This window comes from Alloacidobacterium sp. (genome assembly GCF_035631355.1).
GTDB lineage: Bacteria > Acidobacteriota > Terriglobia > Terriglobales > Acidobacteriaceae > Alloacidobacterium.
Map to the genome: position 1 here is coordinate 1 of NZ_DASQIX010000004.1, position 25544 is coordinate 25544.

A 25544-nucleotide genomic window follows, 5' to 3' on the forward strand; every position below is an offset into this window, starting at 1 on the left:
CGTATGCAGACACGCTCAGCTGGAATTGATTTCAGTGCGACCGATCGGCAAACGAAGCGGCTCATCGCGCTTGAAGACATTGAATACTCGGCTGGCGACAAGAAGTTGTTTAGCGGATTGGATTTTGCGATCACGGCCGGCATGCGTGTAGGGCTGGTCGGGCCGAACGGCAGTGGCAAGACTACATTGCTGCGGCTGTTGAGCGGCGAGATCGAACCGGATGCGGGATCGATTCAGCGAGCCAACGCGCTGAACGTAGTTTACTTTGAGCAGAATCGGCAGATGGACGAATCGCTCACACTGCGGCGCGCGCTTGCTCCAGAGAGTGATTCAGTGGTGTATCAGGACCGCGTCATTCACGTCGCCTCATGGGCGGCGCGCTTTCTCTTTACCGGCGAGCAGCTCAATCAGCCGGTGTCGCGGCTTTCTGGCGGTGAGAAGGCGCGAGTACTGATTGCGAATCTCATGCTGCAACCGGCAGACCTGCTGCTGCTCGATGAGCCGACGAATGATCTTGATATTGCCACGCTGGAAATTCTGGAAGAGAGCCTGCTTGAATATCCGGGCGCACTGGTGCTGGTGACGCATGACCGCTATATGCTCGACCGCATCTCGAATGTGGTGCTGGGCCTCGATGGCGCAGGTGGCGCAGAGCGTTTTGCGGATTATTTACAGTGGGAGTCATGGCTGGCGGAAAGAAGGCAGCAGAAGGAGCAACCTGCGCGCCAAACTCCTAAAACGGCTTCGACGTCATCAAAAAAGAAGCTGTCATATCTTGAGGCCCGCGAATGGGCAGATATTGAAAACCGCATCTCAATAGCGGAAGCAGCGCTGCAACAAAAGCAGGCGGAGCTTGAAGACCCGAAAATTGCTGTCGACGCCTTAAGATTGCAGGCTGCGCTTGCTGAAGCGGAAGTAGCACAATCGGCAGTCGATGCGCTGTATGCGCGCTGGGCGGAATTAGAAGCGAAGCAGAGTTAGACGCGGGAGTGGTCAGGTCTCCAATTCTGAATTCTCTTCTTAATATCTTTAGGACCTAATTGCTCTCTAAGCGCTTCTTGAACCAGATTTGGAACTTCCGCATCAGACGCGAACCTGAGCGCAATGAGTTGGTGTTCCGTAAGCTCTGGAACGCGCGCCCGCTCTGGTTCAGAAAGCAGTGCGGTAAGTCGCATTCGCTCTTCAAGGCGAATCAGGCGATCCTGCACTTTGATGGGATTGATGCGCACCAGAAATGCGAGCATCAATAATGCAGCGGAAACGATGAGCAACCATGCCGGCAGCAGTCCCGGATGCAGTATGAGATACACGATGGCCACGATAAGGTTTGTAATGAGAACAGGAATGACGAAGAAGTGAAACGGGGGTAGTCGGCGCTTGTAGTTTGCGAATGACTGCGGTGTTCTCTCACTCATATTCTGTTCATCCTATAGAAATGTCTAGTGGCCGTCATGAATCCGGCGCTGGCCGCAAATTTTTCTCACGATTGCCTATTTGCCGGTTAAATGCTGTAACCTTTTCTCCGTCCCATATTCTTATGGGCAGCAGCAGGTCTCCCACCGTCGCGAAGAGCGGCAGGTCTTAGGCTTGCAAAATCACGGAGGAATGACAACGTATGAAGCATTCAATGAAGACCTTGATGGTTGCCGCAGCGGTTTCCGGCATGTTGGGCGGCGCCGCGACCATGCAAGCTGCGACCACGTCAACCAGCGCCACTTCAGTGGTCAAGGTGGGCAAAGCGTCGTTTGCAAACGGTTCGATGCAGGACACTACGAAGCACTCCTGTAAAGGCAAGAATGACTGCAAGGGACAAGGTGGTTGCAAGAGCAGCGACAACGGCTGCAAAGGCAAGAACAGCTGCAAAGGCAAGGGCGGCTGCGCGACTGACGGCTCGAAGATGCCGAAGTAGTCTTCTTCATCAAGGGGCCATGCGCAGCACGGGCATGGCCCCTTGTACTTTCTGGGGAGAATGAGCAGTGCCTGCGAATCGCTTTAACGGCTTTACGGAATACGGCGTTGGAATCGGGCTGCGTATTCCGCACTACCGGCACATTCTGAGCAAGAAACCAGTGGTGGACTGGTTCGAGATCATCTCGGAAAACTACATGATTGACGGCGGGCGCCCGCTGGATGTGCTGGATCGGATACTCGAACAGTACAACGTGGTGCAGCACGGCGTATCGATGTACTTCGGCTCTGCGACCGCGCCCGATCCGGAGCATCTGAAGCGCTTGAAGCGGTTGGTGAAGCGAACGAAGACGCCGTGGTTGAGTGACCATCTTTGCTGGGGATCTGTTGATGGACGTTATACGCATGACCTGCTGCCCATGCCCTACACGTGGGAAGCGGTGAAGGTGACGGCGGAGCGTATCCGGAACGTTCAGGATTTTCTTGAGATTCCAGTTGTGGTTGAAAATGTTTCGAGCTACGCCGAGTATCACGTTTCAGAAATGACCGAGTGGGAGTTTTTGAACGAGGTCGTCGAGCGCGCGGACTGCGGCATTCTGCTCGACGTGAATAACATTTACGTCTCGTCGCAGAACCACAGCTTTGATCCGTTTACCTATGTGAATGCAGTTCCGGCGGAGCGAGTCGCGCAGATTCACATCGCCGGGCATTCAAAGTTTGAGAAGTACATTCTTGATACACACGATCACCCGGTGCTGGAACCGGTGTGGCAGCTGTATGCGCGCGCTATCGAGCGCGCAGGCCCGACGGCGACTCTGCTGGAGTGGGACGACAACATACCGTCATTTGAAGAAGTTCATGCCGAGGCCTTGAAGGCGACCAGGTTTCTGCGGGCAGCGGCGAAAACGGCGCATCCGGAACTGGAAGAGGCGGCGCGATGAGCGAGCTTCAGGAGATACAGCGCCGGGTTGCCGCAGCGATCATGCATCCTCTAACGCGGCAGGAGACTATGCCTCACCGTCGCAAGGATGGTACGTCGAACAACAGCGAAGCCGAGGCGCTGATCAAGCCGAATGACCGGCTCACATCGTTTGAGCGGCTCGAGATTTACAACCGCCAGTATTGGTTCCGTCTGTACTCCTGCTTTGAAGAGGATTTTCCCGGACTGATGGCGGTCATAGGCCGGAAGAAGTTCGATGCGCTTATGCGCACGTATCTTACCGACTTCCCTTCCCGGTCGTTCACGCTGCGCAATCTGGGATCGCAGCTTGAAAACTGGCTGCTGACACATCGCGAGTATGTTGAACCGCGCGCCGAGCTTGCCCTCGATATGGTGCGGATTGAGTGGGCGCACATTGAGGCGTTTGATTCGGCGGACGATCCGCTGATTGACGCGGATGATCTGGCGGAGATTCACGACGGCTCGATCCTGCGCCTGCAGCCTTATTTGCGCGTGCTGAAGCTGCATTATTCGGTTGACGATCTGATCATCGATATACGCAGCGAGAGCGGCAGCAGCGATTCGAGCAGTAACAACGCCAGCATTGCGCGGAAGCGGAAGCGGGCGCGCCATGTTGCGGAGATGGAGCCGGAGGAAATTTACCTTGCGGTGCACCGGCATGAGAACTCGGTCTTCTACAAGCGGCTCAGCCGCGAAGACTACCTGCTTCTATCGGCACTGATGGCAGGCGAGCCGATCGGCATGGCCATCGACACGGCACTTGCCGGGAGCGCAATGCCTGAAGCGGAGCACGCGGCGTTTCTGCAAGCGGCGTTTCAGGCCTGGTCCTCGCTCGGCTGGTTCACAAGATACGAAAGGCAAGAAGAAGTATTATGAGCACGCAACCCGCACCCATCACTGCGACCAAGAGCCATTCGCTCATACGAAGGCTCAGCGGCTTGTACTGCCGGTTCAAGAGCTACGCCGCGTGGCTTGATTCGCCATTTCTGTTGCTGGTGCGGCTTTACTGGGGATGGCAGTTTGCACAATCGGGCTGGGGTAGACTGCACAACTCGCACGCAGTTGAGTTTTTTGCGAGCCTGGGTATTCCGGCACCTGGGATTGTGGAGCCAGCGATCTCCTGCCTTGAGCTTTTTGGCGGCATTCTTTTGATTGTCGGCCTGGCGACGCGACTCACGGGTTTTTTGCTGGCGTGCGACATGTTTGTCGCGTACCTGACCTCAGACCGTGATGCCCTGCGTTCGATTTTCAGCGACCCTGGCAAGTTCTACAATGCCGATCCGTTTACGTTTCTCTTTGCCTCGCTTATCGTACTTATCTTCGGCGCCGGGTTCTTTTCGCTTGATTACTACTTCACGCATCGGCGCAGGCGATAGCATGACCGCGCCACAGGCCATAGCGGGATTGCAGCAGGAGCGCGAAGGGGCGTTTATTGCGGCAGTCCTGAATGGCGAACGCGAGAGATTCCACGATCTCATCCGCCCGTATGAGCGGCAGGTGTACCTCACTGCGCTGTCGCTGGTGAAGAATGAAACAGAAGCGGAAGACGTGGCGCAGGAGGCCATCCTGCGCGCCTATCGCAAACTGGCCAGCTTTCGCGGCGACGCGAAGTTCAGCACATGGCTTATTGCGATTACGCTGAACGAAGCGCGGACGCGCTTACGTGAAGCAAAGCGCGCGACGTTTGACTCGCTCGATGACCATGACGCGGAAGACGGCGACTACACCCCGGCTGCGCTCACGGACTGGCGCGAGGTTCCGTCCGAAGCGCTGGAGCGCCAGGAAATACGTGCGCTGATGCGTCAGGCGATAGCCAATTTGCCCCCTAGGTTTCGTGAGGTGGTCATCCTGCGCGACATGCAGGAACTCAGCGTGAATGAAACTTCCGAGGCGCTGGGGATTTCTATATCGCTGGTAAAAGTCCGGCTGCATCGCGCACGCCTGCTGTTGCAAAAACGTCTTGCGCCGCAGTTAAAAGCAGAATTGAAAAGCACAAAAAGGGATGGAATGCTGAGGGGGTTGCCATGGTTCTGAACTGCAGACATGTGTGGGACCGCATCTCCGATTACATTGAAGGCACGCTCGACCCCGAAGTGCGCGCCGATGTGGAGAGGCACCTCGCGCACTGTGAAATATGCTCGGCGGTGCTCGACTCGACGCGCAACGTCATCATTCTCATGGCGGACGACCGTGTCTTCGAACTGCCGGTTGATTTCAGCAAGCAGCTTCATGCGCGGCTCGATCTGGTGCTGGCTGAGGAAGCTCCGGAGCCGGCCTGAAGAGTTGCGTTCGATTAATAATCGGGGCGTAAGGTATGCTTTGAATCGAATCTCGAAGGAGAAACGTTGGGGGAACTAAAATTCGTTCTTTTGGCGGTCAGTCTTATAGCATTGGGCACTTCACGCGCTTCAGCACAAAGCGGAACGACATATCGGGATGGACCGAGGATCACTTGCGCCTCCGATGACGGCAACCGGCACTACTGCGCGGCGGACACGCGCTACGGCGTGCGCATGGTGAATCAGCGAAGCGGATCGCCCTGCAGACAGGGATACAGTTGGGGATACGACCGGCGCGGCATCTGGGTAGATCGCGGTTGCAGGGCTGATTTTATTGTCAGGATTCCGTACGGCCCCGGTCCCGGCTATCCATCGGTAGGACCAGGACCAGGTTACCCGCCACAGGGACCGCCGACTGGGTCAGTCATCACCTGCTCGTCTAATAACGGTGGTCGAAATTTCTGCCCCGCCATTACACGCAACGGCGTGCGTCTGGTACGGCAACGAAGCGACGCTCCCTGCCGCAGCGGATATAGCTGGGGATTCGATCAACGCGGCATCTGGGTTGACCGCGGTTGCCGTGCCGATTTTGCACTTGGTCGATAAATCGAACCATACATAGCAAAAGGCCTCCGTCCGACGGAGGCCTTTTTATTTACTTCTGTGCTCATGCTGCTTTTCCGAGGTATCCGTTTGGGTCGAGCACATATTTCTTTGCCGCCCCTTTATCGAAATCCGCGTAACCCTCGGGAGCCTTGTCGAGGCTGATGACGGTTGCGTTGACGATCTTCGCGATAGGCAGACGGTCGTGAAGAATCGCCTGCATAAGCTGGCGATTGTACTGCAGCACGGGCGCCTGGCCGGTGTGGAAGTGCAGCGACCGGGACCATCCTTTGCCGATGCGAATTTTCAGGATTCCCTTCTTCGCGTCTTCGTTTGGCGCGCCGGGATCTTCGACAACGTAGAGTCCTGGAATGCCAACGCCGCCGGCAACGAAAGTGATGCCCATCAACTGGTTCAGCACGCTCGCCGGCGCTGCTTCGCTGGGGTTTCCATGAGCGCTGGCTTCAAAACCAACGGCATCGACGGCAGCATCAACTTCGGGCACGCCTATGAGCTGTTCAATCTGCTCGGAGAGATTGTCGTGCTTGCCTATATCGATGGTTTCGAAGCCCATCTTTTTCGCGTGAGCAAGCCGCTCGGCGATCTTGTCTCCGACGATAATGACTGCCGCGCCTAAAATCTGGGCCGCTGCGGCGGCAGCCATCCCAACCGGGCCCGCCCCGGCAATATAAACGATCGATCCAACCTCTACGCCCGCAGACTTTGCGCCGTGATAGCCGGTTGGCAGGATGTCGGAAAGCATGGTGAGGTCTTTGATCTTCGACATGGCTTGGTCTTTGTCAGGAAATTTGAGCAGGTTGAAATCGGCATAAGGAACAAGCACATATTGCGCCTGGCCCCCCGCCCATCCACCCATATCGACATAGCCGTAAGCTCCACCGGGCTGTTGCGGATTCACATTGAGGCAAACACCTGTGTGTCGCTCGCGGCAGGCGCGACAGCGCCCGCAGGCAATGTTGAACGGGACGGAGACGAGATCACCAACATTGATGAACTCGACATCTTTTCCCTTCTCGATGACTTCACCGGTAATTTCGTGGCCGAGAATCAGGCCTTTAGGGGCTGTGGTGCGGCCTCGGACCATGTGCTGGTCAGAACCGCAGATATTGGTTGAGACGATCTTCAGGATCGCGCCATGCTCGATGGAGCGCCCCTGAGGCGTCTGCATTTTCGGATAGTCGATGGATTGGACCTCAACCTTGCCGGGGCCCATGTAAATAACACCACGATTTGTGGCCATGGTTCCTCCGTGATACTGCGTATGAAAATTAGCTGGGTTTTAAGTTTCCTGCGCGCTGATACGGCTAGAAAGCCGCTGCGCCAGCATCTGCAACTGCGTGGTCCTGATCACCTGAACCGCCACTCACGCCGATGGCTCCTACAACTTTGTCTCCGCTCTTGAGCGGAATGCCGCCAGCGAAAATCATTATCTTTCCATCATTCGAAGCGTGGATTCCGAAAAACTGACTGCCACTTTGCGCATGCGGCGCCAGATCTTTCGTGGAAATGTCAAACGCGCGCGATGTAAATGCCTTTTTCTGCGAGATATCAATGCTGCCAATCCACGCGCCCGGCATCCGAACAAAAGCGACGAGATTCGCTCCCTCATCAGCGACAGCTATGTTCATAGGCTGACCAATCTCCTGCGCCTTCTTCTCTGCTGCGGCAATGACGCGGCGCGCGTCTTCAAGCGATACGCCCGTTTTCTGTGCTGTTGCCATTGGTCTTCCTTTCTTTCTGCATATGAGATGGACTGCGTCTATATCTTATGGGATGCGAGTGACATGCGCATGAAATCCGGAGGCGGTATTTGACGGAAACGAAAAGGCCTCCGGTAACGGAGGCCCCTTGCTTCCAACTGCAACTATTTCACGACTGCGAAGACGATGAGCAGGGTGAAGAGGGCCAGCGACTCAATGAAAGCCAGGCCGAGGACAAGCATCAGCTGAATGCCAGCGCGCGCTCCAGGGTTGCGGGCAATGGCTTCGGCAGCGGAGCCGGCAACTCGGCCCTGCCCGATGCCGCAAAGGCCGGAAGCGATGCCCATGCCGATGCCGGCGCCGATGGGCACCCAGCTGGGCGCGGAACCGCCGGTAGATTGTGCGAACGCGGGCGAGGCCATGCAGAGGACGGCCAGCGTCATGAATAGATATTGCAGTTTGCGCATTGTATTTCTCCTTGCTTCCTTCAAAATGTGCCGTCAGTGGGTGGTTGAGGCTCACCGGGCTGGCTCCCTCACGCTCACGGCCGCTTTTCCGAAGTGGAAGCAGAACTCCGGATGCGAAGCTTAATTCTGAATCAGTGGCCTTCCTGCGCCGTCGCCTCGGCGAGATAAATCATCGTCAGCAGCATGAAGACATACGCCTGAATAATCGCGACGCCGAGGTGCAAGAAGAGAAAAATGACCGGAATCGCAATCGGAATCAGCGAATAGAAGACGAGCGTAAGCAGATCGCTGGCAAACATGTTCGCGTAGAGACGAACGGTGAGCGACATGATGCGCACCAGGTTCGAAAAAATCTCAATCGGGAACATGAGCGGAGAAATCCAGATAACCGGGCCGAGAAAGTGCTTGAAATAGCCAATAGGCCCCTGCACGCGCACGCCGTGGAAGTTGTAGTAGATGAATGTGATGATGGCGATGCCGAGCGGAACAACCGGGCTTGCTGTGGGCGTCTCAATATGCGGAAAGAGACCCATGATATTGCAGAGCAGAACAAAGAGCAGGATCGTGGTCACATACGGCATGAATCCTTCGTACCCATGAGACCCCATGACCGATTGCGCCTGTTCATCCACAAATCCGTGAATCAACTCGGCCAGATGCTGGATGCTGCCCGGCTTCTCGACGCTCAGTGTTGCCCGCACCACGATGAAGAACAGCACCAGGACAGCAGCTACTACCAGCTCAAGGGTGAGCCGGTCATTAATAGGCGTAGTGGGATGCAGCGGATAGATGTGCAGCTTATTCAGCAGCTCGGTGACATACGCTCCGAAGAGCCGGTTAAGCAGACTTGTGATTGCGACGAGAAAGCTGTGCATGACTTCCTAAAAACGTCTCTGTCCCTGTAGGTAATTTGCCGCAGATCTTTGTCAGGAGCGAATCATGCGCACAGCTTCGACGGTCAGGGCAAAAATGCCTAAAGCCAAGCCCGCCACCAACGCGTAAATCGACCCGTGTAAACACCTTAGACTAACATAGAGCAGTCCTGCCGCGAACAACAAGCGCAGCAAAAAAGTGGTGGCAACACGGCCCGCCCCGGTGGTTTTTTGCTTGTCGAGCCGGGCATTGATGAAGGCCACCAGCCGCTGCCATTCCCACAGACCAGTTGCCGAGATAACAGCCCCAATCAGAAGCAGAGTGCCTGTCCGCCAGCCATAGACGAACGTCAGGACGACGGCGAGGACCACCCCGATGATCGCGGTCACCTTGAAGGCGCGGCGCAGCGCAGCTTTCAGGTCTGCGTCGGTAAAGTCGAAGATTGGATTGCCGGTTTCGGTCACTGCTGGTCTTTTCCTGAGGCGGCGATCAGCCGGAAGGTTTGAACGAAGCCAGCCACCGCTCCAAAAATGATGCCGGCAATGTAGATCCAGTGCTGGTGGAGCCACTTGTCAAGCGCCACGCCCATCAGCCATCCAATAAAAACCGCGCAAGGGAGGATGACAGCGATCTGCGTCAGCTTTTCAGCGCGCAGCAGCGTGTCCATTCCTCCGTCGTCTTTTTTCTGGGGCGGCTCGTTCGGAGTCATGTTTAGTGGGTGCTCGAAGGATGTTATATCACTTCAGCGGGTTGGCAAGTCAGCGCGCTTGACAGCGCAGGCGAGTGAGCAGCCCCGCAGACATTCCGAATCTCAGCGACACGCTGACTTGCTGGCCTGCTTGTGCCGCGAGGCGCGCTGGCTCGCTATACTTGTCCTTTACCCATTTCAAATCGCACCAAGCAGAGGCGCCAACGTGTTTGAATCCGAGTTTGAGCGGAACCTTTTCGCTCTTCGTAAGGAAAAGCTGAACCAGATCACCGCTCTCGGGCAGCAGGCCTACCCGAACCAGTACGTCGCATCGCATACCATCGCCGATATCTGGGCGAAGTATCGCGAGGCGACGGCGGAGGAGCTGGAGGCGAATCGTGTTCAGGTTTCAGTCGCCGGACGCCTCATGGCAATTCGCGGTCAGGGCAAGGCGGGCTTCGCGCACCTGCAGCAGAATGGCGAACGTCTGCAGATTTACGTCCGCAAAGATGACGTGGGCGAGACGGCGTTCCAACTCTACAAGCTGCTTGATCTGGGCGACCACATTGGTGTAACCGGCTATCTCTTCCGCACGCGGACGGGTGAACTGTCGGTGCATGTGCAGACGATCACGTTTCTATCAAAGGCCATGCTGGCACTGCCGGAAAAGTATCACGGCCTGTCGGATGTGGAGCTGCGCTATCGCCAGCGCTATGTCGATCTCTTCATGAATACGCCTCTCAATGAAGGCGGTCTCGACGAGATCAACGTGCGCGATGTTTTCATCAAGCGCGCCCAGGTACTGAAGGCGATCCGCAACTTCTTTGACGCGCGCGGATACATCGAAGTGGAAACGCCGATGATGCAGCCTATCGCGGGCGGCGCGGCGGCTCGTCCGTTTGTGACGCATCACAACACGCTTGACATGGACCTGTTCCTGCGCATTGCGCCGGAGCTTTACCTGAAGCGGCTGGTGGTTGGCGGCATCGACCGCGTGTATGAGATCAACCGCAACTTCCGCAACGAGGGCATCTCGACGCAGCACAATCCTGAGTTCACGATGCTCGAGTTCTACCAGGCATATGCGAACTACCACGACCTGATGCAGTTGACGGAAGAGTTGATCGTTTCGGTTGCTAAGGATGTAAATGGTTCGACGATTACGCACTTCTACGGGCATGAGATTGATCTGGCAAAGTGGGAGCGCTTTTCAATGCGTGAGGCAATCATTGAGTTCTGGCCTGAGGATTATGGTGCAAAACCGAAGATGGCAGACTTCGAGAGCATAGAAACACTCGAACGCGTGTTGTCCTCTGCACTTCAGAATGCACCAATATCACACGGTCGATGGCGCGAAGGCGGAAAGGAGCACTCGGTGCTTCCAAAGAATTTACCCCATGGTTCTTTCGGCGGTCTTAGTACACCGGAAGAGGTTGCTATCGACGCGCAGTGGCGAAAATCCGCCGAGATTCATGTTGCACTAAGCCCTGCGAAGGATGCTCTAGACAAGTTAGGCAATCTTGGGATAGCCATCGCTACTCTTTTTGAATCCATTGCCGAACATCAGCTCATCCAGCCAACCATCATCTACGACTTCCCTCTCGCCGTCTCGCCGCTGTCGAAGCAGAAGCCAGACGAGCCGGACTGGGTGGAACGCTTCGAGTTTTATATTGGCGGATTCGAGCTGGGCAACGCCTTCAGCGAGTTGAACGATCCCGAGGAGCAGCGCAAGCGCTTCGAGCAGCAGATTGAGCAGCGCGAACACGGCGACGAAGAAGCCCACCAGATGGATGAAGATTACGTCCGCGCCCTGTCCTATGGCCTTCCGCCAACCGGAGGCGAAGGCATCGGCATCGACCGCCTCACGATGATTCTCACCGGGGCACGGTCGATTCGAGATGTGATTCTGTTTCCGTTGTTAAGGCCGCAGAAGACCGAGGAGTGATCTTAGATCGTGTAATTAACCCGAGTCGTTGCTGGAGCATAGAGAAAAGCAGATCCTTCGCTGCGCTCAGGATGACAGCACTATCTGTGCTGCGATTTAGCATAATGATACAAACACCATCGCTAGCAATTGTGATGTCATCCTGAACGAAGCGAAGCGGAGTGAAGGATCTGCTTTTTTTCGTCGGTAGCTGCACTAACCTATCCGCAATGACTCAACGAATCTACTACACCTACATCATGGCCAGCGCGAGCCGCAATCTTTACATAGGTGTCACTAGCAACCTAGAACAACGTGTCAAAGAGCATAAAGAGGGAGCCTTTGGAGGCTTCACAGCTCGATATCGCTGCCATCGCCTCGTCTGGTTTGAGCGCTATAGTTGGATTGGCCAGGCTATTGCTCGCGAGAAAGAACTAAAGGGCTTGCTCAGAGCTAAGAAGATTACCTTAATTCAGCAGGCGAACCCGACATGGGTTGATTTGAGTGAAGAGTCGGGTACTCAGATCAAACCTTACCGAGGGTAGAAAAGCAGATCCTTCGCTACGCTCAGGATGACAGCATAAAGTTTCTATCTATGCGGCAGTAAGCAGCAAAGGCTCGCTGTCTGTAATCATCAAAGTATGCTCATAATGCGCGGCGAGTCCCCGGTCGGCGGTGCGCATGGTCCAGCCGTCGTGGGCCAGAACTGCGCGGCTGGATTGGCTGGCGATGATGGGCTCGATGGTGATGACCAGCCCTTCAGTAAGAATCTGCCGGGCATGAGGATCGGCAAAATTCGGCACGCTTGGCTGTTCATGAATGGTTCGGCCAATGCCGTGACCGCATAGCTGATGAATCACGAAGAATCCACTCTTGCGAACTTCAGCTTCCACCGCGCGGCCGATTTCATTCACCCGGTTTCCCGCGCGGGCAGCCAACAAAGCATGTTCGAAAGCGCGTTGCGCGCAGACTGCCAGGCGCTCTCCCACCTGCGATGCGTTTCCAACCACCACCGTCTCAGCAGCGTCGGCCATGAAGCCATCTTTCTCGATGGTCACGTCGAGTTTGAGCAGGTCTCCGTTGCGAAGCCGTCGCTTGCCCGGAATGCCGTGCACGATCTCATCATTTACGCTGATGCAGCTTACGCCCGGAAATCCATAGACCATGGCAGGGGCTGAACGCGCTCCATGTTGGCGCATAACGGTGGCGCCAACCTCGTCGAGTTCGCCAGTGGTGACGCCGGAACGGCCGGCGCTTTTCATGGCATCCAGCATTTTGCGTACGATGCGGCCCGCGGCCTTCATTCCTGCCAGTTCTTCCAGCGTCTTGATGGACATAAGTTACTCTCCCAACAAAAACCGTTGTGTCCGTAATGCCCTTCCCGTAGCGCCATCGCATTCGATCAGAGTCGCAGCCATGCGCGGATCGCCCTTTGCTGCTTCAAACTTTCCCGGCATACCGGTAAGAAAGCGCTGCAGTACCAGTTCTTTTTCTACTCCAATGATGCTGTCGTATGGTCCACTCATGCCCACGTCCGTTTGATAGGCTGTGCCATTGGGCAGAACGCGGTTGTCTGCCGTGGGCACATGGGTATGCGTGCCCAGCACGGCCGTCACGCGGCCATCAAGATACCAGCCCAGAGCGGCTTTCTCTGACGTGGCCTCCGCATGTACGTCAACCAGAATCACCTTCGCCGTGATCTGCTTCAGCAGGGCATCGGCTACACGGAAGGGATCGTCACTTGACCCCATAAAGACGCGGCCCTGGAGATTGATGACAGCGTATTCCTGCCCTGACGCGAGCTGGCCCTGATAGAAGCCATAGCCAGGGGTTCCGGCTACATAATTTGCCGGACGAATCACACGGCGTGGGTGTTCGTGGCTATCTTCAGGCACGGACTTCATGTATTCGATAATTTCGCGTTTGTCCCACACATGGTTGCCGGTCGTAATGACGTGTGCGCCCAGTTCGAACAACTCATCGGCGATTGCAGGCGTGAGACCGAAGCCTCCTGCGGCGTTTTCTCCGTTAATAACGAGCAGATCGACATGGTGCTGCTCAACGACGTGACCGAGATGTTCGCGGACGATGCGGCGGCCGGCGCTCCCGAAAACATCGCCTACAAAAAGAATGTGCAAATGCAGAACTCCCACAGTCTAAATAAGAATCTGATATTCACTTTAGAACAGGTTGGCTGGAAGTCCTATTTGATCTGTGACGGTTACAAACCATTTTGGCGAATTTCACAAAACGATTCGCGGAACCTATGGTAGCGTGGCAGTATGGCCGTCAATACCCGATTCGCTACCGGCGTACACGCCCTCCTTCTGCTCGCTGCCGAACCGGATGTACTGCAGACCTCAGAGGATGTGGCGCGTAAGCTCAACACAAACCCTGTCGTGATTCGGCGCGTCTTTTCGTTGCTGCAACGGGCTGAGCTGGTGGAAAGTCAGAAAGGTCCCAGCGGCGGCTCGCGGCTCGCGTGCTCTGCCAAGGAAATTTCGCTTGCTGATATTTACCGCGCGCTGAATCACGGCGACATGTTCCATTCAGCTTCTGCGCATGCAATCCCAGGTGGAAAACTGAACCATGCGCTGGGCCAGATTTTCAGAGATGCGCAGAAGGCCCTGGAAAAAGAGTTGGCGCAGACAAACCTCAGCCAGCTTGTGAAAAAGGCTGGGAAAAAAGACAAGCATTGAGAGCTGGGCTTTACATCTGGGCAATGCTCAGAATGTTGCCATCCGGATCTTTGAACCAGGCAATTTTCGCGCCACCAGGGGCAGTCCAGATGCCGTCGGCATCCTGCTCTACGTGCGGATATTGCTCAGGCTTCACTCCGGCTCTCGCAAGAGCACGCGCCATTGAAGTTGCGTCACTGACCTGCCATCCGAGCACAGTGTACGGCTGTGGATGCACCTCGCCCACAAGCGTCACACGCAGCATCACGCCGCCCACATCAAAGACGAGCGCGAAGCCGTCCTCATAAAGCATATTCAGCCCCAGAGTGTCGCGATAGAAGGCGCGCGCCTTGTCCGCATTACTCACTCCTACAAAAGACATGATCCTTTCGTTCTCGAGCATCACCCACCTCACACAAATCCTTGCGGCAGTGTAGACCAGAATTGTGAATACGGCGTAGGCTGAATGGATTCCGTCGCAACCCTCATGGCCCTGCTCACATTTCTCTACGCCTGCGTTGTGTTTCTGAGCGCCTTTCTGCTTTTTCTGGTGCAGCCCATGGTGGCGAAGCAGTTGTTGCCCGTGCTCGGCGGCTCGGCGGCGGTGTGGACGACGTGCCTGGTCTTTTTCCAGACAGCGCTATTTCTCGGCTATGTGTACGCGGACTTCGTCGCGCTGCGTTTGCGGCCCCGAGCGCAGGCGCTGACTCATGTCACTCTGCTTGCGGTTGCCCTGGCCACGCTGGGACTGCACATTCGCGCTAATCAATGGGCCACAACGTGGCATCCCATCCTGACCATCTTCACGTTGTTGACGCTGATTATCGGCCTGCCTTATCTCGCATTGTCGGCGACCACTCCTCTTTTGCAGACATGGTATACGGACAGTTTCCATGCCGGCTGGTCGTACCGCATGTTCTCGCTATCCAATGCGGGGGCGCTTCTGGCGCTGCTCGCGTATCCCACAGTGATCGAACCGCACATCACACTGAAGACGCAAACTTGGGGCTTTTCGACGGGCTTCTTCATTTTCGCGGTGCTATGCGGAGGCATCGCCTGGAGCGTGCGCCACACGCTGCCGGAACGCAAAGAACGGCCAGGGCTGGAGTCTGAGAGCGAAAGAATAACTCCGCAGCGGCGTGTTCTCTGGCTGCTGCTGCCCGGCTGCGCTTCCCTTCTGCTCTGCGCTATCACCAATCATCTAAGCCAAAATGTCGCGGCCATCCCCCTGCTGTGGATTCTGCCGCTCTCAGCCTATCTGTTGAGCTTTATTGTTGCGTTCCATTCGTCGGGTGCATACCGGCGATGGCTGATGGTGCGGCTCGCAGCCTTTACGCTGGGCGTTCTCGGATATCTCGCCCGCGATGTGCATCAGGGCTTGCCTGTGCAGATTTCCGTGCCTCTATATTGCCTAGGCCTGTTTGTGCTCTGCCTCTTTTTTCACGGCGAGCTTTACCGGCTGCGCCCCACTTCAGGGCCAGCAACCGGTTTTTACCTGCATGTTGCGCTTGGTGCGGCGATGGGAGGGCTGTTCGTCGGCGTGGCCGCGCCCACCATCTTCCGAGCAAACTACGAACTGGCCATTGGCCTCGTGCTCTCCGCGATTTCGGCCCTGGTGGTGATGTGGAATTTTGGCGTCATGGCACGAATCTTCTGGACCGCGGTGGCATTGGCCCTCGCTTGGATTGGCGTAATGCAGGCGAGGGCCTGGCAACAGGATGCTCTTGTTCAGTTGCGAAGCTTTTACGGCACGCTGCGCGTCACGGAAACACACTGGCCTCCTCTGGCCGAAACAACCCGCACTCTCTATCATGGAACAATTCAGCATGGCGTACAGCTCTTCGGCAACGGCCTGCGGATGCAGCCCACGTCCTACTATGGACCAGATTCAGGCGTGGGCCTGGCGCTGCGTTATTGCTGCGAAGGCCGCGCCAAGCGCGTCGCAGTTGTTGGATTAGGTGCCGGAACCATCGCCGCCTACGGAAAGCAAGGCGATATCTTCCGTTTCTTTGAGATCGATCCGCTGGTGGAGCGCATTGCGCGGGAGCTATTTACCTATCTACGCGAATCTCCGGCGCACACTGACGTAGTGCTTGGCGACGCCCGCTTTTCCATTAGCCGCGAACACGGCGACCCATTCGATGTGATCGTGCTCGATGCATTTTCCGGCGATGCAGTTCCCGTACATCTGCTCACGCAGCAGGCAGTGGCGCTCTACCGCAAGCATCTTGCGCCAGGTGGAATCCTGGCGTTTCACATTTCCAGCCAGTATCTCGATCTGGAGCCAGTGCTGGCGCGCGAAGCGCAGCAGGCGGAAATGCGCGCCGTCACAATCCAATCGGCGGGAGATGAAAATCACGGAATCTTCATCGCGGAATGGGTATTGCTGACAAACAATGAGCGGTTTCTTGCCCAACCCGAAGTGGCGCATGCCACCCTTCCGTCAGCAACGCGCAGCAATGTGGGCTTGTGGACGGACGACTATTCGAGCATCCTGCCGATTCTGAAATGGCCGCAACGTGTTCATTGAGGCTGAACAGGCTTTGCCGCCGGCTGTGGCGAGGACGTGTCCTTGATCGAAGAAGCTGGGGGCTGTGGCATCACTTTCGGAGTCGGCTCAGGAATCGTCTTAACAATAGGCTGCCCAAATGATTGCCGGTCATCGCTCACGCCGATGACATGGCCATTCGCGTCGTAGCTAATGTCCCACAAACGGTATTCCACAGGAGAGATGGGATCAACGAACCGGACCTCGTGATCCTGTCCGCTGACGGAAATCCGCAACGTTGGCGGAGGGGCTTTGATCATGCGCACATCCATGCTGGGATGGTTAGGCACCTGCGGCCGCGCGCCTGTCATCTCTGCATAGCAGACCGATAGAAGGAGCCATTTGCCGTCAGGACCGCTGTTTGTCTTTGCCACATCGGCAGGCACAACCTGGCTGAAGATTTGAAAATTCCTGGGGTCAACCGGGGCCGGCTTAAAGCGTGTCGCTCCGTGGCTGAGCACAGGAACTGCCAGCACGCGCCCCCCGCTGCGCGGCACCAGTGCCGTAAAGATGGAATCCGCGCCCGCTGCGTCTTTGCTGGTATAGCGCACTAGGACGTAATCAGGCATGAGCGAGCAGACAGACTGCTCATAGTTCCACCCCGCCGTGCTCATGTCATAGCCGTAGAATTCGGCCTCGTTCAGCAGGTCGCGGTTTCGATTCTTTAGCAGGTCGGCATCAGTCGGCTCAATCTGGGCCGGCGAGCGGTGTTCGAGCGTGAAGAACTGCAGCTTCTCAATGGGGGAGAAGACGGTCTCGGTTTCCAGGTTTCTAACTTCGGCTTGCTGCGAGGATTGACCGGCTGGCGGCGCGTTCTGAGCGGACGCGAATGCAGCAAGCAGGGGAAAAAGAGCAGCCGGGGGGAGCAGGCCTGAAAATCTTGCCATTGATTTTTACTCTACCAGACAGAGAGGGCAGCCTCGCGGCTGCCCTCTCTGGATTGATGAATGGTCCTATTTCCTGCCGCTCGGGTGATGGACAGGACGCCTTGCTGTTGGCTTCTTCGGCGCTGCTGGAGGCTCGCCATCCTTGAGGATAATCATGAGCGGGTTCTGCGTGTAGGAGTCGAAGGTCGCAGTGTACTTCACTTGCGCTCCGGCCTGCGGAACTTCCTTGAGCGGAGTCTTCATGTTGATGGTGAAGTCCGCCTTGTTGGAAGCTTTCGCGTCATCAGAGACAGCCAGTTGCACGCTGTCCGCGGTAGCGGTGACCACCGTGCCCGGCACTTCCGCGGTCACGTCCTTCAGAACATCCCAGACCTTTGCGGCATCATCCGGAGTGCCGTTGGCCAGGATAAACTCCTTGTCGCCCAGCGCCAGCGTCTTCAGATCAGGCGTGCTGGCAATGGCCTGGTGCGCCAGGTCCTGTGGCGAAGGCGGCGGAGGCGCGGCTACCGGCTTGTAAGAATCCGGCGGGAATACGTTGGCCTTGGCTAACTGCTGAATCGCCGCGTACCCGTCAAGGTTCGTCTGGCAGGCCGTGTCGTTCTGTGCGCAGTGATACTTCTTGTACCAGTACTCGGCGGCCTTTTCGATTTGGTCCTTGTACCCCGCAGGAGCATATTGAGCGGCGCGGGTCAGGAACCAGACGCCATTCACCAGGTCCTTGGGATCTTGCGAAACATAGGCATTGCCAAGGTTGTAGGTTGCCAGCAGGCCCGGACCAGACTGCGTCTGCGCGGGATCATACGCTTTCAGCTCCGCGGTATAGGCTTCAATCGCGCCCTTGTAGTCCTTCTTGCCATTCGCATCGACGGCAATGGCATCCTCAAAGATAGGAGTAGTTGCAGTCTTCAGCTTCTGGAAGTCAGCATCGGAAAGGTTGGACGGCTTGGGCGCGTTCAACGCGGTCTTCGCCTTTGCTGCGGCATCGTCCAGCTTGGCCTGGTCGCTGGTCTGCTTCTTCTCCATGTAAACAACGATGGTCAGAGCGCGGATGCTGTTCGGGTTTACCTGTAACAGGCGATTGGCGGCATCCAGTTCCTTATCGGCTTGCCCAGCCTGCTCATAGGCGGCCATCAACTGCTCCAGCATTTCTTCCTTGACCTGACTGTTCGGATACTGCTGGAGAAACTGCTCGATCGCCGAGGCCTTGGCAGCCGGAGACGACTGCCCCACCGCGTTGGTGTAGGCATTGTATTCAGCCGGATCTTTAATGGTGATCTGGCCAGATTGCGCACCCTGGTTCTGGGCATCGTCCAGCGCCAGCGCGGCAGGCAGATAATATGCGGTGCAGGCGCCTACGGCCAACACGGAAGCAACGACGACTTTCTTCATTCAACGCTCCTAGGAAACTTCCTGATAATTGCTCAATGCGGATTTTAGGGGGTGCTCACTCGCATTGAAACACGCCAGCCCATCATTGAGGAAAAAAATTCGGCAGTCCGATGCGATTTGCTGAATTATAAAAACCCGCAGCCATCAGTGACAAGTAATCACTTTTGGCGATTCCGTCAATGCCAAAAGTGAGATGCGGCTTCAGGACAATTCGGTTGACCTGCCGCTTTTACCTCCTTTTATGCTTAAGACACCAAAGCTGCGCGGAGAGTGCCGCAATCAACAGGAGTTTTCGCATTATGGAACTTGCAGGTCAACTGGCAGTAGTAACAGGGGCAGGACGCGGCATCGGCGAGGCCATCAGCAAGCGTCTTGCGTCCATGGGAGCATTCGTTATGCTCGTAGCGCGCGATATGGAACGGCTGGAACGCGTACAGCGCGAGATTCAATCCTCCGGCGGCTCGGCGCAGGCCGCACAGCTCGACCTTCTCAACGAACAGTCCATCGCAAAATTCGCAGAAAACCTGTGCGCGCACCACGGGCGCTGCGACATCCTGGTCAACAATGCAGCTATAGGTTCGACCGGTACACCGCTGCATGAAATGCCGCCCGCCGAGTGGGACAGGCTGATGGCGACGAACCTTCGCGGGCCTTATCTGATGATTCGCGCGCTGACGCCAATGATGATCGCCGCAAAGTCAGGGCACATCATCAACATCTCATCGCTGGCCGGCCACAATCCCCTGCCCAGAGGAGCCGCCTATTCCGCGTCAAAGTGGGGACTGAACGGGCTGACCTATTCCGTCGCCGAGGAGCTGCGACCGCACAATATCCGCGTCTCCGTCATTGCTCCGGGATCAACCAACACACGCTTTGAAGGCCAGGGCGACCGCAAGGACCCCAACAAGAAAATCCAGCCCGATGACGTGGGCCGCATCGTCGCCATGCTGGTGACGCAGGCCCCGCAGTCGTTTATTAGCGAAGTGCTGATACGTCCCACGCAGAAGCCGTGAACGCGGCTGTCATACTGAGCGCGGCGACCGATCTGGGTGCCCCATCCTATCGCCTCTTTTGCGATAGGGTGGGAGACCACAAAACTGACCCCGCTACCGCTACTCGGCCCGCAGCGCCTCCACCGGGTTGACGGATGCCGCCCTCCGCGCCGGCAAATAACTCGCCAGCAGCGCGCACGCTCCCAGCACCACTGCCACGGTAACCAGGGTCGGAACGTCCCACGCGCGCACGCCAAACAGCAGCTTACGCATCAGCATGGTTGCAGCCAGTGAAACCACCAGCCCTGCCGCGATTCCGAGAAGCGTAAGCCATCCTGCTTCACCCAGCACCAACCGGTATACAGAGCCGCGCTGCGCTCCCAGCGCCATGCGCACGCCGATTTCTCGCGTCCGCTGGCTTACGGAATATGCAATGACGCCATACAAGCCGACAACGCCGAGCAGCAGAGCAAGTGCGGCAAAGCCGCCCACCAGCCATGCCGCCGAGCGGTGCAGATAGGCAGACGGTGAATCGTGAATGCGTTCCGCCATCGTCGAAGGCTCGAAGGTTGCAAGCATGGGATCGATCTGATGAATGGTCGAAGTCAGCGAAGGCAGAATCGCCTGCTCGCTCTGCGACGTGCGGACAACCAGCGAGAAAAAGCTGCTTGGGCCCTGATTGTATGGAACATACATGGCAGCGCGTGGATTGGCGTCCAACTGCCCTTCCTGCAGGTCCTTGACTACACCAACAATCTCGATATGAGGATCACTGTCGCCCATGCTGATCGCCATGCCAACAGGATTCTCGCCGCGAAAATACTGCTTCGCCATCGTCTCGCTGATGATCACAACTTCCGGCTTCGATTTGTCCTCGTCCTCTCTGAAATAGCGGCCCTGCAATAATTGCGCGTGCAACGTTTGAAAATAGCCGGAACTTACCTTGCGAATGGCGACCTCCATGTGCTCGCCATGATATGGACGTCCGACCACGCGGAATCCCGCCGTGCCGTCGCCGTCGCCGATGGGCAGAGTCGATGAGATTCCCACAGACTTCACGCCCGGCAAACTGGATACCCGGCTGATCATCTCCCGTTCCAACGCAATCCGCTGTTCGTCCTTGTCATAGCTGTTTGTAGTTGCGCCAATCGTAAGCATCGCCAGATGGTCCGGCTGTAATCCGATATCCACATGGAGCAGCCGGTAAAAGCTCTTGCCCAGCAGCCCAGCGCCCACCAGCAGCACCATCGCGGTCGTCAACTCAAGCACCACCAGGTTCGAGCCGAACCTCCGCCACATGGTTCCCGCGTAGCTTCGTCCGCCGTCTGTCAGGCCATCGTGCATATCTGACAAGGACAGCCGCAGCGCCGGAGTCAGCGAGAACAACACGCCCGCGAGGACCGAAATCGCGCAGGCAAACAACAGAACCCGCCAATTCAGACCAATCCCTTGCAGATACGGCATGCCGGCCATCATGTCTTTGGGAATGGCATGAGCAAGAAACTGCATGATCCCATAGGCCGCTGATATCCCAAGCACGCTGCCCGTTGTCACCAACACCAGCCCTTCGGTCACAAACTGCCGCATAAGCCGCGCTCGCGACGCGCCCAGCGCTCCGCGAACAGCAATCTCGCGCCTGCGGCTTTCAGAGCGCACCAGCAGCAGACTTGCTACGTTCACCGTCGCAATCAGCAGCAGCAGTCCTGCCCCGCTCAACAGCACCAGCAGTACAGGTCGGATGTCTCCTACGATCACCTCGCTCATCGGCAACATGAATGCCTTCTGGTCGCGGTTCGAATCCGGGTATTGCCGCGCCAACTGGTCGGCAATCTGCTTTATGTCTGCGAATGCCGTCTGAAAAGAAACCCCGTCCTTCAGCCGCGCCACTCCGTAAAGCCCGTGACAGCCCCGGCAATCACTGATTTCGCTCTGCGAAGTTGTCCAGAAGTCGGCCGGCTCGGCCGGAGCAAAGTGAAAGTCACTCGGCAGCACTCCAATGATCGTATTGGGATGGCCGTCAAGGACCACTGTCTGGCCTAACACATCGTTTCTTCCACCAAAACGCCGTTGCCACGCGGAATAGCTCAACAAAACGGTGCGCGGCGCATTTTTCTGGTCCTCGCCGGAACGGAAATCACGCCCCAGCACGGGAGCAACACCCAGCGTGCGAAAGAACCCGTCGCTCACGCGCGCACCATACGCCTGATGCGTTCCGTCACGGTCCGTCAGCATGAAGCCATAAGGCGCATACACATCGAGCGACTGAAAAACCGTATTCTCCCGCTTCCAGTCCAGATAGTCAGGATAAGAAAGATGAAAGCGCGGCCCCAGCGGAATACTCTCAAACAACACGACCAGTCGATTGGGATTCTTGTAGGGCAAAGGTTTAATCAGCGCCGCATCCACGAAGCCGAAGATGGCCACGCTCGCGCCAATGCCCAGCGTCAGGATGAGAATCGCGGTCAGTGCGAACCCAGGATTCTTCCGCAGTTGCCGCAGGGCGAAGCGAAAGTCCTGCAACACGCTCTCAAACCAGAACCCAGCGGTCTCGCGCGTCTGGCCTCTCAGCTTCGCATCATTGCCGAACTGCCGGTTCGCCGCGTGCCGCGCATCTTCAGATGCAATACCCTCGGCGCTTAGTTCCCTGACCGTCTCCTCGCGATGAAATGTCATCTCTTCTTCAAGCTCGCGGTTAAACCGGTCTCCGCGAAGAAAGATTCCCAGTTTGCGAAAGAAGCGAAGCATCCAGTCCATCGATATCTCCTGTGCTATGTACGTTCAAAAATCCAACGGGTGATGGGTGGCCCATTCAAGCCTTCCTTTGGCTTGAGTGGGGTTGTTTTCCGGTTTGAGAACTACTCGCTCGGGTGCCCCATCCTATCGCGTAGTTTGCGATAGAGCCTGCCCTGAGCTTGTCGAAGGGGTGGGAGACCACAGAACTGACCTGACCACCCTTACTCCGCCCTCAACGCCTCCACCGGATCCACCGAAGCCGCAATCAAAGCGGGCCGCAATGTTGCCAGTACGACAGGAACCAGCAGCAGCGCAATGGACCCCAGATAAATAACCGGATCGTCCGGCGTTACACCATAAAGCTGGCTGCGCAACAGGCGCGTCAGCAGAAGCGCGCATACCGTTCCGGCAAATAATCCGAACATGGCCGAAGTCAGTGCCCGCCTTATGAAGTGGCGGGAAATCTGACCGCGTGTCGCGCCAAGGGCCATGCGCACGCCAATCTCCTGTGTCCGCTGCGCCACCGCATAAGCGACCACGCCATAGATGCCCACACAGGCCAGCAGCAGCGCGACCACGGCAAATGACACAACGATGGCCATATTCAAGCGTGGCTGCGCAACGGCCTTATCGAGCAGGTCGTCCATCGATCGGACATTGGCAATCGCCTGCCGCGGATCGACCTGATGCACCTGTTCCCGGATGGCGTTCATCATCTGCTCCGGCGGGACATGCGAGCGGACAACGAAAGAGCGCATCACCGAATGCCCATCCAACGGGAAATAGACTTCCGGCCCGGCCTTGCTCGCTATTGAGCCAGCAGTCCCGCGCACATTGCCAATCACGCCGACAATCTCTACCGTTCCGATGTAGCTGTTGTCGCTTATCAAATGCCGGCCGCTTGGATTGCCGCCGGGAAAATACTGCCGAACAAATTGCTGGTTCACAATCACTGGCGCAAGGTCCGCAGTCGCATCCTGCTCCGTAAATGTGCGTCCGGCAAGCAGAGGCGTACCCATGGCAGCCAGATAGTCCCATGCAAACGAGCGCTCTTCTACATTCACGGTGTCCCGTTTTGGGCTGCGCGGCAGCCAGTCCGCGTCGAAGTTCCCTCTTAAATGCCAGTCAACTATGGGTAGCGTGCTGATTTGGCCTACAGACTGCGCCCCCGGCAAAGCGGCGATCCTGCGCTGTATCTCGGCGTAGAAATTACGGACGCGTGCTTCATCCGTGTTCCACGGCAGGTCAATGGAAAAGGTAAGCAGATGGTCAGGCTGAAAACCCAGCGGCGATTTCAGCAGGTTCCAGAACGATTCGGCAAGCAGCGACGCGCCAATCAGCAACACAACAGAAAGTCCGACCTGGACGGAGATAAATGCGCCGCGTACTCCGGCGCCAGTTGGAACGGAGAGTCGAGCTTCGCCGCGTTTCAGACTCGTATTCAGATCAATCTGCCGGTTCCTGATGGCTGGCGTGATTCCGAAGACGATTCCCACCCCGACCGCAAGAACAACAGCGAACCACACCACCGGCCAATTCATGGCGATGGTTCCGGGCGCCCCCAGTCTCCCCGGCAGCTTTGCCGCAACCGTGCGGACCAGAGCAAATGTCGCAGCCAGTCCGGCGCAGCCTCCAAACAGGGCCAGCATGGTGCTCTCAATAAGAAATTGCAGCCTGATTCGCGCTTCTGACGCGCCCAGCGCCCGTCTCAATGCCACTTCGCGCTCTCGGGATGTCGCGCGGGACAGCAGCAGATTGGCGACATTCACGCAGGCGATCAGCAGCAGAAAACCGGATGCAATCAGCAGGACAACGAGAGCAGGCCGCAATTCGCCGTAAAGATCGTCGCGCAATGACTCGCTGCTGAATTGCCATCCGGCGTCTGTCGCGGGATATTCCCGCCGCAACTGCTCGCCAATTGTATGCAAGTCGTTTTGCGCTGCCTGTAAAGAGACGCCCGGCTTCAGCCTTCCATAGACATTGATGAAGCGCGTATTTTCGCCGCGATTCTTGCTCCACAAATCAGCAGCATCGCGTTGCGCAGGCTGCCAGAGGTCGATGCCGTTCGGCATGTTGAAACCCTGCGGCATCACGCCAACAACCGTCGCCGCTTTCTGGTCGAGCGTGACTTGCTTGCCGATCACGCCCGGATCGCCGTCAAATATCTGCTGCCACGTGCCATAACTCAACACAACCGCGCCCGGGGCGTTCGGCATGTCGTCCTGCTCGTTAAATGTGCGTCCCAGCATCGGCTGGACGCCTAAAATATTCCAGAATCCCGCGCTTGCGCCTATGGCCTTCATCGCCACTGGCAGGTGGTTACCGGCGATCAGCGTTGTGTGGTCGAAATAGAAGAATCCCAGGCTCGCAAAAGACTTCGAGCGGGCGCGAATATCAAAGAACCGCCCCATGCCCACTAATCCGGCGGTTGACTGGCCCTGCAAGCGCGCGTCTTCAATGTGAACAACGCGGTCCGCCTGCGGATAAGGCAGGCTGCGCAGCAGGGTTGCATAGACCAGCGTGAAAATCGCGGTTGTGGCGCCGATGCCGAGCGCCAGAGTCACGACGATAGTCAACGTAAAGCCCGACGCCTTCATAAACTGCCGCATCGCGTAACGGCAATCAGTTAAAAAGCTTTCAAACCAGAACGCTACCGTCTCGCGGCTTTCGTCTCGCAATCGCGTTTCGTTTCCAAACTGACAATTCGCGGCGTGACGCGCATCACACGCGTCCATACCATCGGCGCGAAATTCTTTTTCCGTTTCCTCTTTATGGAAGGCCATTTCCTCTTCCATCTCGCGATTGAAGTTTTCGCGGCGAACGAAGAGCCGTAACCTTCTTAGGAAACGTGAAAGCGAATGCATCACCACGGCCTCCTCTGCCCTACACCCTG

Annotated in this window: 27 protein-coding genes; 13 read left to right on the top strand and 14 right to left on the bottom strand. The window is 56.9% G+C overall.

Features of this window, described 5'->3' with window-relative positions; all coding sequences use genetic code 11:
- A partial coding sequence (locus tag VEV40_RS01275; RefSeq protein WP_324829564.1) for an ATP-binding cassette domain-containing protein occupies positions 1-981 on the top strand: 981 nt, incomplete at its 5' end.
- Here the strand turns inward: VEV40_RS01275 and VEV40_RS01280 are convergent.
- Entirely contained in the window at positions 978-1415 is a 438-nt protein-coding gene (locus VEV40_RS01280) for a DUF6526 family protein (RefSeq protein ID WP_324829565.1), read from the bottom strand. The genes VEV40_RS01275 and VEV40_RS01280 overlap by 4 nt on opposite strands.
- 200 nt (positions 1416-1615) lie before the next feature.
- On the opposite strand from VEV40_RS01280, the gene VEV40_RS01285 reads away from it, so the two are divergent.
- The 7 genes from VEV40_RS01285 to VEV40_RS01315 all read left to right on the top strand — a co-directional run bounded on the left by VEV40_RS01285 (position 1616) and on the right by VEV40_RS01315 (position 5754).
- The gene (locus tag VEV40_RS01285; RefSeq protein WP_324829566.1) at positions 1616-1909 is read left to right on the top strand and encodes a hypothetical protein; all 294 of its coding nucleotides are present in this window, start codon (positions 1616-1618) and stop codon (positions 1907-1909) included.
- Positions 1910-1976: 67 nt separating this feature from the next.
- Positions 1977-2849, top strand: coding sequence for a DUF692 domain-containing protein (locus VEV40_RS01290; RefSeq protein WP_324829567.1), 873 nt, complete (start codon positions 1977-1979; stop codon positions 2847-2849).
- Positions 2846-3745 carry a putative DNA-binding domain-containing protein gene (locus tag VEV40_RS01295; RefSeq protein ID WP_324829568.1) on the top strand — a complete coding sequence of 300 codons (900 nt, stop codon included), beginning with the start codon at positions 2846-2848 and terminating at the stop codon, positions 3743-3745. Before VEV40_RS01290 ends, VEV40_RS01295 begins: the two co-directional genes overlap by 4 nt.
- Positions 3742-4245, top strand: a complete 504-nt coding sequence (locus tag VEV40_RS01300; RefSeq protein ID WP_324829569.1) for a DoxX family protein — start codon at positions 3742-3744, stop codon at positions 4243-4245. The genes VEV40_RS01295 and VEV40_RS01300 overlap by 4 nt, the downstream gene beginning before the upstream one ends.
- A gap of 1 nt (position 4246) precedes the next feature.
- Entirely contained in the window at positions 4247-4903 is a 657-nt protein-coding gene (locus VEV40_RS01305) for a sigma-70 family RNA polymerase sigma factor (protein ID WP_324829570.1), read from the top strand.
- Positions 4894-5148 carry a zf-HC2 domain-containing protein gene (locus VEV40_RS01310; protein ID WP_324829571.1) on the top strand — a complete coding sequence of 85 codons (255 nt, stop codon included), beginning with the start codon at positions 4894-4896 and terminating at the stop codon, positions 5146-5148. Before VEV40_RS01305 ends, VEV40_RS01310 begins: the two co-directional genes overlap by 10 nt.
- Positions 5149-5214: 66 nt before the next feature.
- The gene (locus tag VEV40_RS01315) at positions 5215-5754 is read left to right on the top strand and encodes a DUF3011 domain-containing protein (RefSeq protein WP_324829572.1); all 540 of its coding nucleotides are present in this window, start codon (positions 5215-5217) and stop codon (positions 5752-5754) included.
- A gap of 61 nt (positions 5755-5815) precedes the next feature.
- Here the strand turns inward: VEV40_RS01315 and fdhA are convergent, their stop codons facing one another.
- The 6 genes from fdhA to VEV40_RS01345 all read right to left on the bottom strand — a co-directional run bounded on the left by fdhA (position 5816) and on the right by VEV40_RS01345 (position 9521).
- Positions 5816-7012 carry a formaldehyde dehydrogenase, glutathione-independent gene (gene fdhA / locus VEV40_RS01320; protein ID WP_324829573.1) on the bottom strand — a complete coding sequence of 399 codons (1197 nt, stop codon included), beginning with the start codon at positions 7010-7012 and terminating at the stop codon, positions 5816-5818.
- 64 nt (positions 7013-7076) lie between these two features.
- Positions 7077-7493, bottom strand: a complete 417-nt coding sequence (locus tag VEV40_RS01325) for a heme-binding protein (protein ID WP_324829574.1) — start codon at positions 7491-7493, stop codon at positions 7077-7079.
- A 143-nt stretch (positions 7494-7636) separates the two neighbouring features.
- Positions 7637-7939 (bottom strand): ATP synthase F0 subunit C, encoded by a 303-nt coding sequence (locus VEV40_RS01330; RefSeq protein WP_324829575.1) that lies wholly within the window; start codon positions 7937-7939, stop codon positions 7637-7639.
- A gap of 131 nt (positions 7940-8070) precedes the next feature.
- A complete protein-coding gene (gene atpB, locus VEV40_RS01335) occupies positions 8071-8814 on the bottom strand; it encodes a F0F1 ATP synthase subunit A (RefSeq protein ID WP_324829576.1) in 744 nt (247 codons plus the stop codon).
- Positions 8815-8865: 51 nt separating this feature from the next.
- On the bottom strand, positions 8866-9276 hold the full coding sequence (locus VEV40_RS01340; RefSeq protein WP_324829577.1) for an ATP synthase subunit I: 411 nt from the start codon (positions 9274-9276) through the stop codon (positions 8866-8868).
- Entirely contained in the window at positions 9273-9521 is a 249-nt protein-coding gene (locus VEV40_RS01345; protein ID WP_324829578.1) for an AtpZ/AtpI family protein, read from the bottom strand. The genes VEV40_RS01340 and VEV40_RS01345 overlap by 4 nt, the downstream gene beginning before the upstream one ends.
- A gap of 205 nt (positions 9522-9726) precedes the next feature.
- Between VEV40_RS01345 and VEV40_RS01350 the strand changes: the two genes are divergently transcribed.
- Positions 9727-11445: a lysine--tRNA ligase gene (locus tag VEV40_RS01350; protein ID WP_324829579.1), complete on the top strand. Its 1719-nt coding sequence runs from the start codon at positions 9727-9729 to the stop codon at positions 11443-11445.
- Between the two features lie 161 nt (positions 11446-11606).
- Complete coding sequence (locus VEV40_RS01355; protein ID WP_324829581.1) at positions 11607-11969, top strand: GIY-YIG nuclease family protein; 363 nt, start codon at positions 11607-11609, stop codon at positions 11967-11969.
- A 48-nt stretch (positions 11970-12017) separates the two neighbouring features.
- Here VEV40_RS01355 and map read toward each other — a convergent pair whose 3' ends face one another.
- Both map and VEV40_RS01365 read right to left on the bottom strand, forming a co-directional pair.
- Positions 12018-12761: a type I methionyl aminopeptidase gene (map, locus tag VEV40_RS01360; RefSeq protein ID WP_324829582.1), complete on the bottom strand. Its 744-nt coding sequence runs from the start codon at positions 12759-12761 to the stop codon at positions 12018-12020.
- Positions 12762-12764: 3 nt separating this feature from the next.
- Positions 12765-13562, bottom strand: a complete 798-nt coding sequence (locus VEV40_RS01365) for a TIGR00282 family metallophosphoesterase (protein WP_324829583.1) — start codon at positions 13560-13562, stop codon at positions 12765-12767.
- A 144-nt stretch (positions 13563-13706) separates the two neighbouring features.
- Between VEV40_RS01365 and VEV40_RS01370 the strand changes: the two genes are divergently transcribed.
- Entirely contained in the window at positions 13707-14123 is a 417-nt protein-coding gene (locus tag VEV40_RS01370; RefSeq protein ID WP_324829585.1) for an Rrf2 family transcriptional regulator, read from the top strand.
- 10 nt (positions 14124-14133) lie between these two features.
- On the opposite strand, the gene VEV40_RS01375 is transcribed toward VEV40_RS01370, so the two are convergent.
- Positions 14134-14484, bottom strand: a complete 351-nt coding sequence (locus VEV40_RS01375; protein WP_324829586.1) for a VOC family protein — start codon at positions 14482-14484, stop codon at positions 14134-14136.
- A gap of 84 nt (positions 14485-14568) precedes the next feature.
- Between VEV40_RS01375 and VEV40_RS01380 the strand changes: the two genes are divergently transcribed.
- The gene (locus VEV40_RS01380) at positions 14569-16632 is read left to right on the top strand and encodes a fused MFS/spermidine synthase (protein WP_324829589.1); all 2064 of its coding nucleotides are present in this window, start codon (positions 14569-14571) and stop codon (positions 16630-16632) included.
- Here the strand turns inward: VEV40_RS01380 and VEV40_RS01385 are convergent.
- Together VEV40_RS01385 and VEV40_RS01390 are read right to left on the bottom strand one after the other, a co-directional pair.
- A complete protein-coding gene (locus tag VEV40_RS01385) occupies positions 16626-17537 on the bottom strand; it encodes a hypothetical protein (protein ID WP_324829591.1) in 912 nt (303 codons plus the stop codon). The genes VEV40_RS01380 and VEV40_RS01385 overlap by 7 nt on opposite strands.
- A gap of 66 nt (positions 17538-17603) precedes the next feature.
- A complete protein-coding gene (locus VEV40_RS01390; protein ID WP_324829593.1) occupies positions 17604-18926 on the bottom strand; it encodes a hypothetical protein in 1323 nt (440 codons plus the stop codon).
- A 299-nt stretch (positions 18927-19225) separates the two neighbouring features.
- On the opposite strand from VEV40_RS01390, the gene VEV40_RS01395 reads away from it, so the two are divergent.
- Positions 19226-19939: an SDR family oxidoreductase gene (locus VEV40_RS01395; RefSeq protein ID WP_324829594.1), complete on the top strand. Its 714-nt coding sequence runs from the start codon at positions 19226-19228 to the stop codon at positions 19937-19939.
- 99 nt (positions 19940-20038) lie between these two features.
- On the opposite strand, the gene VEV40_RS01400 is transcribed toward VEV40_RS01395, so the two are convergent.
- Together VEV40_RS01400 and VEV40_RS01405 are read right to left on the bottom strand one after the other, a co-directional pair.
- The gene (locus tag VEV40_RS01400) at positions 20039-22672 is read right to left on the bottom strand and encodes an ABC transporter permease (protein ID WP_324829595.1); all 2634 of its coding nucleotides are present in this window, start codon (positions 22670-22672) and stop codon (positions 20039-20041) included.
- Between the two features lie 200 nt (positions 22673-22872).
- Positions 22873-25515 (bottom strand): ABC transporter permease, encoded by a 2643-nt coding sequence (locus tag VEV40_RS01405; RefSeq protein ID WP_324829596.1) that lies wholly within the window; start codon positions 25513-25515, stop codon positions 22873-22875.
- Positions 25516-25544 lie beyond the last annotated feature (29 nt).